General features: G+C 69.8%; 12 protein-coding genes. 7 read left to right on the forward strand and 5 right to left on the reverse strand.

The window, feature by feature from the left end; genetic code table 11:
* Window positions 1-26: 26 nt before the first annotated feature.
* The 5 genes from ACQP1O_RS42000 (at window position 27) to ACQP1O_RS42020 (ending at window position 3,949) form a co-directional block, all read left to right on the forward strand.
* Window positions 27-767: a hypothetical protein gene (locus tag ACQP1O_RS42000; protein WP_433563789.1), complete on the forward strand. Its 741-nt coding sequence runs from the start codon at window positions 27-29 to the stop codon at window positions 765-767.
* A gap of 81 nt (window positions 768-848) precedes the next feature.
* The gene (gene dhaK / locus ACQP1O_RS42005) at window positions 849-1,850 is read left to right on the forward strand and encodes a dihydroxyacetone kinase subunit DhaK (RefSeq protein ID WP_433563790.1); all 1,002 of its coding nucleotides are present in this window, start codon (window positions 849-851) and stop codon (window positions 1,848-1,850) included.
* Window positions 1,850-2,467 (forward strand): dihydroxyacetone kinase subunit DhaL, encoded by a 618-nt coding sequence (dhaL, locus tag ACQP1O_RS42010; protein WP_433567983.1) that lies wholly within the window; start codon window positions 1,850-1,852, stop codon window positions 2,465-2,467. The genes dhaK and dhaL overlap by 1 nt, the downstream gene beginning before the upstream one ends.
* Window positions 2,464-3,210 carry a dihydroxyacetone kinase phosphoryl donor subunit DhaM gene (gene dhaM / locus ACQP1O_RS42015; protein ID WP_433563791.1) on the forward strand — a complete coding sequence of 249 codons (747 nt, stop codon included), beginning with the start codon at window positions 2,464-2,466 and terminating at the stop codon, window positions 3,208-3,210. The genes dhaL and dhaM overlap by 4 nt, the downstream gene beginning before the upstream one ends.
* On the forward strand, window positions 3,191-3,949 hold the full coding sequence (locus tag ACQP1O_RS42020; protein ID WP_433567984.1) for an isocitrate lyase/PEP mutase family protein: 759 nt from the start codon (window positions 3,191-3,193) through the stop codon (window positions 3,947-3,949). Before dhaM ends, ACQP1O_RS42020 begins: the two co-directional genes overlap by 20 nt.
* Here ACQP1O_RS42020 and ACQP1O_RS42025 read toward each other — a convergent pair whose 3' ends face one another.
* From ACQP1O_RS42025 to ACQP1O_RS42040, 4 genes are read right to left on the reverse strand one after another with little or no spacing between them, the layout of a single operon-like run.
* A complete protein-coding gene (locus tag ACQP1O_RS42025; RefSeq protein ID WP_379384752.1) occupies window positions 3,950-4,753 on the reverse strand; it encodes an HAD family hydrolase in 804 nt (267 codons plus the stop codon).
* Window positions 4,754-4,771: 18 nt separating this feature from the next.
* A complete protein-coding gene (locus ACQP1O_RS42030) occupies window positions 4,772-7,336 on the reverse strand; it encodes a phosphoribosyltransferase (RefSeq protein WP_433563792.1) in 2,565 nt (854 codons plus the stop codon).
* Window positions 7,333-8,544, reverse strand: a complete 1,212-nt coding sequence (locus ACQP1O_RS42035) for an HpcH/HpaI aldolase/citrate lyase family protein (RefSeq protein WP_433567985.1) — start codon at window positions 8,542-8,544, stop codon at window positions 7,333-7,335. The genes ACQP1O_RS42030 and ACQP1O_RS42035 overlap by 4 nt, the downstream gene beginning before the upstream one ends.
* Window positions 8,545-8,584: 40 nt before the next feature.
* Window positions 8,585-9,787 (reverse strand): hypothetical protein, encoded by a 1,203-nt coding sequence (locus ACQP1O_RS42040; protein WP_433563793.1) that lies wholly within the window; start codon window positions 9,785-9,787, stop codon window positions 8,585-8,587.
* A gap of 213 nt (window positions 9,788-10,000) precedes the next feature.
* Between ACQP1O_RS42040 and ACQP1O_RS42045 the strand changes: the two genes are divergently transcribed.
* Together ACQP1O_RS42045 and ACQP1O_RS42050 are read left to right on the forward strand one after the other, a co-directional pair.
* Complete coding sequence (locus ACQP1O_RS42045) at window positions 10,001-10,576, forward strand: TerD family protein (RefSeq protein WP_354841014.1); 576 nt, start codon at window positions 10,001-10,003, stop codon at window positions 10,574-10,576.
* Window positions 10,577-10,676: 100 nt separating this feature from the next.
* On the forward strand, window positions 10,677-11,804 hold the full coding sequence (locus ACQP1O_RS42050) for a DUF475 domain-containing protein (RefSeq protein WP_433563794.1): 1,128 nt from the start codon (window positions 10,677-10,679) through the stop codon (window positions 11,802-11,804).
* A gap of 66 nt (window positions 11,805-11,870) precedes the next feature.
* Here ACQP1O_RS42050 and ACQP1O_RS42055 read toward each other — a convergent pair whose 3' ends face one another.
* Complete coding sequence (locus tag ACQP1O_RS42055; protein ID WP_433563795.1) at window positions 11,871-12,833, reverse strand: DUF389 domain-containing protein; 963 nt, start codon at window positions 12,831-12,833, stop codon at window positions 11,871-11,873.
* Window positions 12,834-12,852 lie beyond the last annotated feature (19 nt).

The following is a 12,852-nucleotide window of genomic DNA, read 5'->3' on the forward strand; positions in this document are numbered from 1 at the left end:
CCGGACGGCGTGGCAGTATCGGCTGGGTGAGCGACGGTGAGGTCGATCCCGCGGAAGCGCACGAACAGTATCTGCGAGCCTTCCGGCACCCCGCCGTGTCCCGAGACCAGCTGCGCGACCTGCTCGATGCCGTGAACGCCTTCCTGGACACCATCACCCCCAAGCGTGGCGAGTACGTCCCCAGCGGCGGCTGGGCCCCCGAGTCCACCGCCATGGCCTTTCAGATCGGCCGCGCGGTCGAGCAGGTGCTGTCCGAGCGGGAGGACGCCGATCGGGAGCTGCTGCGCCGCCGCGATATTCGCGACCGCCTGGTGGCGGCCCTGGACGCGGTGCTGGATTGCCTGCGCACCCTGCCCGAACTGGCCGACGCCGAGGTGAAGCTGGGCACCATCTGCGTGAACGAGGGCTTCCAGGTCTACGAGGACGGGTCGGTGCGCACCACTCCCTTGCAGGAGGTGGGCGCCGATGCCGGGCTGCTGGAGCGCCGCCGCGCCGAATTGGACGAGCAGATGACGGCCGCGGTGGCCGCTCGGGCCGATCTGGTGGACGACACCACCGACCTGATCCGGGAGCGGCTCGGGGTGGCCGAGGTGGGGATTCCCTGGGTGATCCTGGCCGCCACCCAGGGCGGGCTGGACGTGTCCGAGCCGTTCGAGTTCGCGGCCGAGCACCTGCCCGACTGCGAATTGCGGGATCTGATGGTGCAGTTGGTGACCGATATCGAGCTGGCCCGCACGCTGGAGGAACCGGCCGAACCACAGCATTAGCCGGAATCTCCACCAAAGCCGGACCGGCGGTGCGAGTCTGGCTCGCAGGGACCCGAACCGGCCTTCCGAGGGGAGAATTCGGTGAAGAAGCTCATCAATGACCCGGCCGAGGTGGTGGCTGCCGCGCTGGGCGGACTGGCCGCGGCGCATCCCGAACTGCGGGTGGATGTGAAGCAGCGCATCGTGGTGCGTGGAGACGCGCCGGTTCCGGGGAAGGTGGGCCTGGTCTCGGGCGGCGGTTCCGGTCACGAGCCGCTGCACGGCGGGTTCGTCGGGCTCGGCATGCTGGACGCGGCCTGTCCGGGGGAGATCTTCACCTCGCCGGTGCCCGATCAGATCCAGGCCGCCACCGCCGCGGTGGACGCCGGGGCGGGCGTGCTGCACATCGTGAAGAACTACACCGGCGATGTCATGAACTTCGAGATGGCCGCCGAGCTGGCGGCCGCCGAGACCGGTACCGAGGTGCGGTCGGTGGTGGTGAACGACGATGTGGCCGTGCAGGACAGCCTGTACACCGCCGGGCGGCGCGGGGTGGGCGCGACGGTGATCCTGGAGAAGATGGCGGGCGCGGCCGCCGAACAGGGCCGGCCGCTGGCGGAGGTGGCGCGCATCGCGGAGGCGGTGAACGCGCGCTCGCGCAGCATGGGCATGGCGCTGACCTCGTGCACGGTCCCGGCGGTCGGGCATCCGACGTTCGAGCTGGGCGAGTACGAGATGGAGATCGGCATCGGCATCCACGGCGAGCCCGGCCGGGTACGGGTGCCGCTGGCCCCGGCTCGGAATGTGGCGCAGCTGCTGCTGGAGCCGATCCTCGCGGATCTGCCCTTCGCGCAGGGTGATCGGGTGCTGTGCTTCCTCAACGGAATGGGCGGCACGCCGCTCATCGAGCTGTATGTGATGTTCGACGAGGTGTCGCAGATCCTGCGCGGGCACGGGATCCACATCGAGCGCTCGTTGGTCGGCCCGTACATCACCTCGCTCGAAATGGCGGGCTGTTCGATCACGCTGACCAGGCTGGACGAGGAGCTGACGGCGCTGTGGGACGCGCCCGTGCGGACTCCGGCGCTGCGATGGGGGATCTGATGGCGGCCGTGGACGCGGCCACGTGGGTGCGCGATTTCGCGGCGCTGGTGGACGAGAACGCCACCGATCTGACCGCGCTGGACGCGGCGATCGGCGATGCCGATCACGGCACGAATATGCAGCGGGGTATGGCGGCCGCCGTTGCGGCGCTGGATGATTCGACTCCGGGCAGCCCCGGGGAGGTCTGCAAGCAGACGGCCATGGTGTTGATCCGCACCATCGGCGGTGCCAGCGGTCCCCTGTTCGGGACGTTCTTCCTTCGCTTCGCCGCAGCGATCGAAAGTGGTTCCGATATAGCCGATTTCGCGCGCGCATTCCGGGCCGGGCTGGACGGCGTGATCGCGCGCGGCAAGGCCGAGCTCGGCGACAAGACCATGGTGGATGCGCTGGGACCAGCGGCCGACGCCCTCGAGAAGCGAGTGGCGGGTGGCGGGTCGGCACGACAGGCTCTCGATGCCGCCGTGACCGCCGCGGAGGCCGGGCGGGACGCCACCACGCCGCTGGTCGCGCGCAAGGGGCGGGCCTCGTATCTGGGCGAACGCAGTGCCGGACACCAGGATCCGGGTGCCACGAGTGCGGCCCTGCTGGTCCGGGCCGCCGGACAGGCGCTGCGATGATCGGCCTGGTGGTGGTCTCGCACAGCCGGGCGCTGGCCGAGGCGGCGGTGGCGCTGGCCGCCGGGCTGCTGCCCGATCAGGGTGTGCCCGTCCGCATCGCGGCGGGACTGTCCGGCACCGAACTGGGTACGGACGCCGTCGCGGTCGCCGAGGCGATCACCGCCGCCGATTCCGGGGACGGCGTCCTGGTGCTGATGGATCTGGGCAGCGCGGTGCTGTCCGCCGAGACTGCGCTGGATCTGCTCGAATCCCCCGTCGCCGTGCGGCTTTCCGCCGGACCTCTGGTCGAGGGCCTGGTGTCGGCGCTGGCCGCGGCCGGTGGTGACGCCGATCTGGACGCGGTCGCGCGGGAGGCCGCGAACGCCCTGGCCGCCAAACGCGCGCAGCTCGGCGACTCCGCCGGCACCGGACTCGCCGGCGATCCACAGTCATCCACAGCTGTGCCGCCTGTGGATGATTCGGCGATCACCGAAATCATCGAGGTGACGAACGAACACGGCCTGCACGCCCGCCCGGCGGCCGAGCTGGTCTCGGCCCTGCGCGATGTCGAGGCGGTGGTGGCCCTGCGCAATGCCACCACCGGCGCCGGTCCGGTCCCGGGCGACAGCCTGACCCGGGTACTCACCCTCGGCGTGCAGCCCGGCCAGCGACTGGAAGTCAGCGCGACCGGGCCCGACGCGGCGCGGGCGGTCGCCAAAGTTCGCGCCCTGACCGAGAATCGAGATCATGACCAGTCTCGCTGAGAAAGCCACGACGTTCCTGTCCCTGCACCAACCCGGCAATCCGGTGATCCTGCCGACGATCTGGGATTCCTGGTCCGCGAAACTGGTGCAGGACGCCGGATTCGGGGCGCTCACCATCGGCAGCCACCCGCTCGCCGATTCCATGGGCAAGCCCGACCAGGAGGGCATGACCTTCGCCGAGGTGCTGGGCCGGGTGCGGGAGATCACCGCCACCGTCGACATTCCGGTGTCGGTCGACCTGGAGTCCGGCTACGCCGAGAAGCCCTCCCGGATCATCGAGGGCCTGCTCGAGGCGGGCGCGATCGGCTTCAATCTCGAGGACTCCGTGCACAGCGAGGGCGGGCGGCTGCGCACTCCGCAGGAGCATGCCGACCTGGTCGCCGAGCTGCGCGCCGCCGCGGATGCCACCGGTGTGCACGTGGTGATCAACGCCCGCACCGACGTCTTCCTGCGGCCGGACACCGGCGCCCCGGAGGAGCGGCTGGAGAGCGCGCTCACCCGGCTGCGGCTGGCCGCCGAGGCGGGCGCGGACGTGCTGTACCCGGTGGGCCGGCACGAGCCGGACGTGCAGCGCACGCTGACCTCGGAACTGCCGCTGCCGGTGAATGCCATCGGCCTGCCCGATCAGGGTTCGCCCGCCTACTTCGCCGAACTCGGCGTGGCGCGGGTCAGTTTCGGCCCGTTCCTGCAGCGCGCCCTCACCGAGGCGGCGAACACTCTGCTGGCCGGCTGGCGCTGATCAGGATCGGACCCGCAGGAAGTAGTCGAGGATCTCCTCCGCGGCCCGGATGCCCGACGCCGCGGTGACGGCCACGCGCGGGTGGTTCCAGTTCCGTTGTTCCAGTTCGCCGTGGCGGGGCCGGATGGCGACGTCGGCGGTGCGCAGCATCTCGGCATCGAGCGCACCGTCGCCCGCGGCCAGCAGGCGCGATTCGGGATGCAGTTCGCCGGCGTCGAGCAGGCGGCGGCGTACCTCCTGCACCGCGCGGCTCTTACAGACCGGCGCGGGCATGGTGTAGATCTTGCGGCCCTGCTGGGAGACCGTCCAGCCGCGTGGGCGGCACCAGGCGTCCCAGTCGGCGAGGAAGCCGGCGGGCACCCGCTGCGGGTCCACCACCAGGTAGCAGAAGAGGTCATCGGCCTCGCGGAGGCGCAGGGCGAAGGATTCGTCCACGCGCGCACGCAGTTCGGTGCGCACCTCGATCAGGGTGGCGCATTCGGCGCGCACCCGCGCGTCCAGCGCGGAACGCCAGCGCCGGTCGGGGAGCCCGTTGCGCAGGATGGTGCCGCCATTGCTGGTGACCGCGTAGGGCAGGGGCCCGCCGGGCAGCCGGACCCGGTGGTACTGCTCGATGGTGCGGGTGGTGACCGGAACCACGGCCGCCGCCGAGGCGAGCCTGCTGAGCCGCTGCGCCGCGACGACCGTCATGTACGACAGCGGCTGTCCCTCATGGTGTTCCACGCACACCGTGTCCGGTTCGGTGTTCCCGAAGGCCGCTCGCGTGTAGATCACCGTGCGATCCAGATCCGTCGCCACCATCATCCCGTGCTGCCGCACCGGCTACCCCTTCACTTCCTTGATCAAGCCCATACAGGCATACGCCAAATCCGGAACCGTCTCGACCGGCACGCCGCGTGCCGCGGCGAGCAGGCGGATATGCGCGTGTTCCGCCGCGCGCGGATCCCGCACCAGCACCCGCCACGGCACCCGGCGCAACAGCACCCGGGTCGTCTCTCCCACACCGGGTTTCACGAAATTCACGCTGGAGATCCCGTATGCCGCCCGCACCCGCTCGACCGACTCCCAGCCCGCCCAGGTCGGGGTCCGGTCGGCGGCTCGCAGGTCGCGCACCCGCGCGTCCACCAGCGGCCGCACCCGGTCGAAGCAGGCACCGACGGTGTCGAGCAGATGGCCGGACACATCCTGGCCCGCGAGCTCGCGATAGAACTTGGCCCCGTGGAACTGTCCCGGCCCGATCAGGCCGGCATTGAGCACAGTGCGCGAAACCAGCCCCGACACAGTGGAATTCAGGCAGGCCGAGGCGATCAGGAAGTCGTCGCGGGTGCCGTATGTCCGCACACAGCTGCCCGGATCGGCGAGCACCGCGAGGTCGGGGTCGAATCGCGCCCCGCCCGCCGCGTGATGGGCATCCAGCGCGGCGGTCAGTTCCCGGGTGATCGCGCCTTTGCCGGTCCACCCGTCCACGAACACGATCTGCGCCGGATCATGATGCCGGGCAAGATAATCCAGTGCGGTCGCGTCGATCCCCCGATCCCGCACGATCGACACCGCGTAGTGCGGAACCGCGATCCCACGGCTCGCCAGCCAGCGCCGCATGAGGACCCCCACCGGCGTCCCGGCCCGAGCCAGCGACACCAGCACCACATCGCGACCCCGCTCGCTGATCACCAACTCCGACACGGTCGCAACCGCCAGCGCCAGCCGCTCGGCGCTCTCCGCCAGCACCCGCTCGAACAACTCCTGATATGCCGCGTCCGGCTGATACTCCACCGGCAGCGACTCCGCGTAATGCGCCACCCCCGCCTGAATCCGCCGTTCCCGCTCCGCCACATCGGCTTCCAGCGCCACCCCCGACAGATCGGTCAACAGCCACGCCACCTCATCCCGCGCATACGACCCGAATTCGGGCCCGTACAACGGTTCCGGCAGCCTCTCTCCGCCCGGCAGAGCCGCCGGACCGACTTCGAATCCGATGGGGTGGCGGGCTTCCCTCCCGAGACTGTCGACGGAGGGCGATACAGCGGTCCGGGCATGAGGTGGAGTCTTCGTGCTGTCCGAGCGGACGTCGGCGAGGGTGCGGGGGTCCGCGTCGGGGAGCACGGCCAGCAGGACGTCTGCGCCCGAGGCGGTCAGGACGTCGACGAGTCCACCGGCAGCCGTGAGCTTTTCGGTGTCGGCGGGGCGGTCGATGATGACGAGCAGGATCGGGTCGGACGCCGGCCGGGTGCCCGGCCAGCGGGCGTTGTAGAGGAAGCGCGGGCTTTCCTCGCCGAGTTCTGGTGCGGTGAACCGGAATCCACGGCGCAGCGGGTAGCCGGCCTCGTCCAGGACGTAGGCGGGGGAGCGTGTCGTGGTCTGGTATCGGGTGGGGATTCCACTGTCTGCCAGGGCTGCGGCGATACGCAGCGGCAGGTACATGAGTTCCTCGTGGGCGATGACGATCACCGGGCGCCGAGGGTCCGTCGCATCGGTCAGTGTCGTGAGGACACCGGTCAGTTCGGCCACCGCGTGGGTGAGCGCCGCATCGAAGGGCGCGACATCCGTGTCGAGGAAGCCGTGGCGGCCGCCCTCGGGAACCTGCTGCGGCCAGGGCAGTTCGACGCGAAGGCAGGCGCCGGTGCGATCCGCTATCGGGTTGAGTTCCGGTTCGGGCAGGGCGGTGACGGTGTCGATCAGGCCCGCCGGCAGGCCGGTGCTGCCGCTGGCCAGGCAGACGGTGTCGATGCGGGCGCCGAGTTCGGCGGCCGCCGTGTCGAAGGCGCGGCGGTCGGCCTCGGTGCGCATGTCCACCAGCGAAGCCAGGATGTAGTGGCTGCGGGGAGTCTGCGTGTGCAGGGCCCGGATGGCGTCCAGAGCGGTTGCGCCGGTCGAGATCTCGTCGTCGACGAGCACCATGGGCAGGTCGTTGTGGAAGATCGCGGCGGGCATCGGCTGCAGCAGGTGGGAGGTGGCGTGCGAGTGGCCCTCCTCGAAACCGGCGAGGGTCTCGGCGGTGGGCACGTCGCGGCGGGTGGAGTGCAGGTAGCAGCGCGCGCCGATACGGGCCGCCACGGTGTGGCCGAGTCCGGTCGCGGTTTCGGCGAAGCCCAGCACCACCGCGGCAGCGACCGGCCGATTCGGCTGCGGCGCACCACCTCCCGCGAGCAGCTCGCGCACCAGGTCGCCGAGGCGGTTGCCCGCGTCGAGGACGCGATGCGGGTCGGTGGGGAGATGTTTCCCCAGCACGGTCGAGACCAGCAGATGGGCGCGGCGGGGATTGCGGCGCAGGCCGGGTTCGACGAGTGCGTCGATGCGCCAATCGGGTTCCAGCAGTGCCGAATCGGTGTGGCGAAGGGTGAGCCCGAGGTGCCGGGTGGCCCAGGGTAGGGCGGGTTCGACGGTCACGATTCGACCAGGGCCTTGAGCAGGTCCACGAAGGAGACTCCTTGGTTGGCGACGCCGAAGACCTTGGCGCGCAGCATGATCTGGTGTGCCCAGCTGCGGTGCGGGCGCATTTCGTTCATCTTGTTCCGGTACTCGGAGGCGGCGACACCACCCGTGGCGGTGCTCAGGATGTCGACGGCGTCGGCGTATTCCTCGTGGGTGACGATCGAGAGGGCGTGCACGACGGCCACATGCGAGGGGTGGATGACGGTCTTGCCCTGGATCCCGTTGGCGCGGTCCAGGGTGATCTCCCGCAGCAGCCCGTCCATATCGCGGCTGACCAGCGACTGCCGGAAGGGGACGGCGTCCACCTCGGCGAAGGGCGAGGTGCGCAGCAGCGGCCGGAACATGCGGGCATGGTCGGCGAAGTACTCCCAGACCGGTCCGGTGATGGTGAAGCCCGTGCCGTCGGCGCGACCCAGGAAGTTGACGATGTCGGCGATGACGTCGGCGACCACGCGCACGTCGTAGATGGTGAGGTCGCGGTCGCGGCGAATCCCGAAGGTGGAGCACATGTCCGTGGCCCCGATCCGCACGGCGAGAATCCGTTCGCGATGCTCGGCGAGCAGCGCGCCGATGCGGCGGAGTTCGCGGTCGCGGGTCTCGCGATGCACCAGGGCGGGGGATTCCAGCACCGGCATCCCGAACACCGTGCGGCCCAGGCACTGTGCGGCCAGGTCCAGCGCGTGCAGGTACTCGGCCGCGCAGGAGCTGTCGAATTTGGGCAGCACGAAGCCGGTGAGCGCCGCCGCCCCGGGACCGAGCCGCTCGGCGATCTCGCCGATGCTGTGCGGGTCGCGGACCCGCACGAACAGCAGCGGGTAGGCCTCACCGCTGCCGGCCAGTTCCTCGACGGTCCGGGCGGCCTGCCATTTCGCGGCTTCGACGGCGTAGTCGGCGACCGCGTCCTCGAGGTCGATGACCATCGAGCACACGCCGCGTTCGGCGCGGCGCAGGATGGTGGCGGTCAGATCGGGCCGGGTGGCGGGCACGTACAGGGTCGCGCCCAGCGCCATGGCCAGCAGGTGGCGGTCGACGGAGCCGCCGAAGGGTTCGGGCAGCCGATGGAACAGCCGCCGCAGCTCCGGGCCCGGCACCTGCCGGAAATGCCGCAACGGGAAGCGTTTCCGCAGGGAGACCGGCGCGACATCCGGATCGCTGGTGATCATCGCGGTCATCGTCGCGGTCGTCCTCCTGCTGACTTTCGGTCTATCTGTCGGTATTTCGCATGCGCTCGACCACTCCGGCGACGAACGCGGAGATGGCGTCGAGTTCGGACACGTAGGCCCAGTAGTCGGGATGGCGTCCGGTCAGGCCCGCACTCGCGCGATCCAGGCGTTCGGCCTGGGCGTCGAGCACCGAACCCCATTGCGGGACTACGCCTTTGTTGACCGCGAGCATCTGCGCGTCGCGCAGTTTGAAGCGGACGGCCTTGGCGCGCTCGGCCGGCTGGTCGCGGACCGCGCGCAGCAGGGCGAGCCGATCGGTCACGGTCTCGGCGCGCTCCTCGGCGGTGGCCAGGTGGGCGCGGGCGGTGGTGGTCAGGTCGAGCGCGTCCTCCGGGTCGTGGTTGGCCAGGGCGGCCCGGGCGCGGACCAGATCCGCGTCGGCGGCCGCGACGGCCTCCCGGGCTTGTCGCTCATTGTTGGCCAAATCGTTCGACGACGCAGCCGCGAATTCCCGCAGCAGCGCCGACATGGCCGGAGCGATGCGGTCCAGGCGGTTGCGAGCGGCGTCGAGCCGGGTGGCGGCGGAGGCGAGGGCGGTGGTGGCCGAATGCTGTTTGCCGGGTGCGGCTTCCAGGGCGGTGGACAGGTCGCGGTTCAGTGTCTCGAGCCGGGTGGCGGCGTCGCGGGTGGCACCGCCGGCGCCAGTGGCGACCGCGGCCTCGAGTGTGAGCAGTCCCTCATCCACGGCGGCCGCGCATTGCCGGATCGAGGGGTAGGCGGCGTGGGGTGAGGCGTCGGCGGATTGCCGCAGCTGTGCCGCCTGCGCCCGCACCTGCGAGACCAGTTGCGGCACCGAGCCGTACACCGCGACCGCGTGCTCGAGGTGGGACTGATTGCCCCGGTAGAACTCGTCGACCCCGCGCGCGGCGTCGGCGAGTCTCCGGATGACGGTGTCGATCTCGGGCTGGGCGACCGGGCCGCCGTCCTCGCGTTCGGCCTGCTCCAGGCGGTCGTTGAGGGCGAGGTAGGCACCGGAGGCGTCATAGCAGCGGGCGCGCACCGGTTCCCAGCGCGCGGCCATGCCGCGCTCGGGGAACAGCGCGGCGGATGCCGTGACGGCGGCCTCGGCAATGGTCTGCCGCTGGTCCATATCCAGGAATGCGGTCGTCAGTACCTGCCGGGCCTGCTGCACCCATTCGTTGTTCCGGGGTGCCCGGAACCATCCGCGTCGACGGCCTGCCACGCACCCGATGGTAGGAGAAGCGGCTCGTCGGGGCGACAACGGCGAGGGGTTGTGAAAATCTGTCATATGACAGTTGCTTCCGCACGCCAGGTTTGACCCTTCCCTACCCAAGATTTGGGAAAGCCATTACTGTCGAGGCGGCGGAACCGACACGCAGGACACGCCGTTAGCTAAGAAACACTTCAAACGCTATACAACGGAAGGATTCCCGCAATGGGTGTCAGTTTGTCCAAGGGCGGCAACGTCTCACTGACCAAGCAGGCTCCGAACCTGACCCAGGTGGCCGTCGGCCTCGGCTGGGACGTCCGGACCACCACCGGCACCGACTTCGACCTGGACGCCAGCGCCATCGCGACCGGCGCCGAGAAGAAGGCGCTGTCGGACAAGCACTTCATCTTCTTCAACAACCTGCAGTCCCCGGAGGGCACCATCGTGCACACCGGCGACAACCTGACCGGTGAGGGCGAGGGCGACGACGAGGTCATCAATGTCGACCTGGCGAACACCCCGCCGGCCATCGAGTCCATCTTCTTCCCGGTGTCGATCTACGACGCCGACTCGCGCGGCCAGAGCTTCGGCCAGGTCCGCAATGCCTACATCCGGGTCGTGGACCGCGCCAACGGCGCCGAACTGGCCCGCTACGACCTCTCCGAGGACGCGTCCACCGAGACCGCCATGGTGTTCGGCGAGCTCTACCGCAACAATGGTGAGTGGAAGTTCCGCGCGATCGGCCAGGGCTACGCCTCCGGCCTCGCGGGCATCGCTCGCGACTTCGGCGTCAATGTCTGAATCGAACAACTAGCGACACGAAGAGGGCTCGGTCGCACGAGCCCTCTTCGTGTGTCCGCCCACCCCGTCCACGACCCGGCACAACGAAAGGCCCGCTGCGGTGCGAATATTCGGCCTCTCCATCATCGTCACCGTACTGTCGCTACTCGCGGCCCTCGTGTACGGCGGTCCCACGGCCCTGCTGCTGTGCGCCATCCTCGGCGTCCTCGAGGTCTCGCTGTCCTTCGACAACGCGGTGATCAACGCCAGCATCCTGCAGCGAATGAGCGAGTTCTGGCAACGGATCTTCCTCACCGTCGGCGTCGTCATCGCGGTTTTCGGTATGCGCCTGGTGTTTCCGCTGGCCATCGTGTGGATCACCGCGGGCCTCAGCCCGGTTCGCGCCTTCGACCTGGCCATGAACCCGCCCGCCGACGGGGCGCTCACCTTCGCCGACGGCAGCCCCTCCTACGAGAAGCTGCTCACCGACGCGCACCCGCAGATCGCGGCCTTCGGCGGCGCCTTCCTGCTGCTGCTGTTCTTCAACTTCATCCTCGAGGAGCACGAGGTCACCTGGCTGGGCTGGATCGAACGCCCGCTGGCCAAGCTCGGCAAACTCGACATGCTCGCGGTGGTGCTCACCCTGGCCGGCATCGTCATCGCGGCGGAATTCATCGCGGCCGACGACGACCGGTCCACCGTGCTGCTGGCCGGCATCCTCGGCGTGATGACCTACATCCTGGTCGACGGGCTCGGCTCCCTGTTCCATGCCGAGGAACAGGCCGAGGAACAGGCCGCGGCCGGGCCCTCCGCCATCGTGAAGGCGACCGGCAAGGCGGCATTCTTCCTGTTCCTGTACCTGGAAGTGCTCGACGCCTCGTTCTCCTTCGACGGCGTGATCGGCGCGTTCGCCATCACCTCCGACCCGATCCTGATCGCCCTGGGCCTGGGCCTGATCGGCGCCATGTTCGTCCGGTCCATCACCGTCTACCTGGTGCGCAAGGGCACGCTCTCCGAGTACGTCTACCTCGAGCACGGCGCGTTCTGGGCCATCGGCGCACTGGCGGTCATCCTGCTCATCACCATCGGCGTTCATGTCAACGAGGTGATCAGCGGCCTGGTCGGCGTGGCCTTCATCGGAGCGGCGTTCATCACCAGCGTGATCCGCAACCGGCGCGAGACGGCCGAGGCGGACGAGGACGAGGACGACGAACCCGCAGGCCTGGAGAAGCCCACCCCCGTCGGCTGATCCACCGAAACCGAAAGCCCGCCACACCGGAGCGTGTGGCGGGCTTTTTCTGTCACGAGCCGGGATTCACAGCATGCGGCGCGGCACGGACATGTGCTTGGCGCGCCGCACCGAGACGCGGGACCAGAGCTTCTGCTGCAACGCCAGGGTCAGCCAGCCCGCGAACGCCATCCCGGCAATGTTCACCAGCAGCTGCGCCGTACTGCCCCACACCGTCGCGCCGTCGGCGACAGCCACGCCGAGGGCGATATTGCCCGCCGCGGGCACCGTGGTCACCGAGATGAACACACCCGCCAGGCCCACCGACTTCGCGGAGGTGATGGACAACACCCCGGCCGCGCCCGCCACCACCGCGACGATGAACGACCACTTGTCGGGCGTGTAGATGAACTGGGTGGCCGGACGGGGACCGGTCACCTGGGCCAGCGTGAGCCAGCCCAGCGCGCGGGCGGCGAGCGCCAGCAGGATGGTGATGCCGATGGCCGTCGCGAAGCCGATCACCAAGGTGCGCAAGGCCAGTCGCAGCAGTACGAAACGCCGGCGCACCAGCGCGATCCCGAGCGCGGCGATGGGGCCGAACTCGGGGCCGAGCACCATCGCGCCGACGGTGAGGATCTGCGAGTCGGTGATGATGGCGATGCCGGCGATCACGGTGGCCAGCGTGAGGAAGCTGAGATAGGTCCAATTCAGCTCGGTGTCGTCGTACGCCCGCTGCGCCACCTCCGCCCACACCACCGCGTCGGCACTACTGCCCGGTGTGCGCACCTCGGCCTCGAAGCCGCTGCGCGACAACCAGGTTCCCACCTGCTCGATCTCGATGCTGCCCTGCTGGTGCACCCGCATCTCGCGCAGCTTCTGCACCAGGTCGTTGGCGGCCTCGCGGGCGACCTGCGCGGTGATCAGGTCGCCGGGCGGGCGCAGCGCCGCACCGCGGAGGGCGACCAGCCCGGTCACCGCGTCATCGGTCCCGAGAACCTCGAGGACCTTGTCGGTCATGGTGGCGGGGGAGAGAATCCGCAGATGCAGCATGCGCACAGTCTGCCCGTGG

Origin of the sequence: Nocardia sp. CA-151230, assembly GCF_050942175.1 — a bacterium.
Taxonomy (GTDB): Bacteria; Actinomycetota; Actinomycetes; order Mycobacteriales; family Mycobacteriaceae; genus Nocardia.

Bases quoted from the DNA above. Each gene is read 5' to 3' on its own strand.
- ACQP1O_RS42025 (WP_379384752.1), bottom strand. From the start codon at position 4,753: ATGATGGTGGCGACGGATCTGGATCGCACGGTGATCTACACGCGAGCG.
- ACQP1O_RS42035 (WP_433567985.1), bottom strand. From the start codon at position 8,544: ATGATCACCAGCGATCCGGATGTCGCGCCGGTCTCCCTGCGGAAACGC.
- dhaM (WP_433563791.1), top strand. From the start codon at position 2,464: ATGATCGGCCTGGTGGTGGTCTCGCACAGCCGGGCGCTGGCCGAGGCG.
- dhaL (WP_433567983.1), top strand. From the start codon at position 1,850: ATGGCGGCCGTGGACGCGGCCACGTGGGTGCGCGATTTCGCGGCGCTG.
- ACQP1O_RS42055 (WP_433563795.1), bottom strand. From the start codon at position 12,833: ATGCTGCATCTGCGGATTCTCTCCCCCGCCACCATGACCGACAAGGTC.
- ACQP1O_RS42045 (WP_354841014.1), top strand. From the start codon at position 10,001: ATGGGTGTCAGTTTGTCCAAGGGCGGCAACGTCTCACTGACCAAGCAG.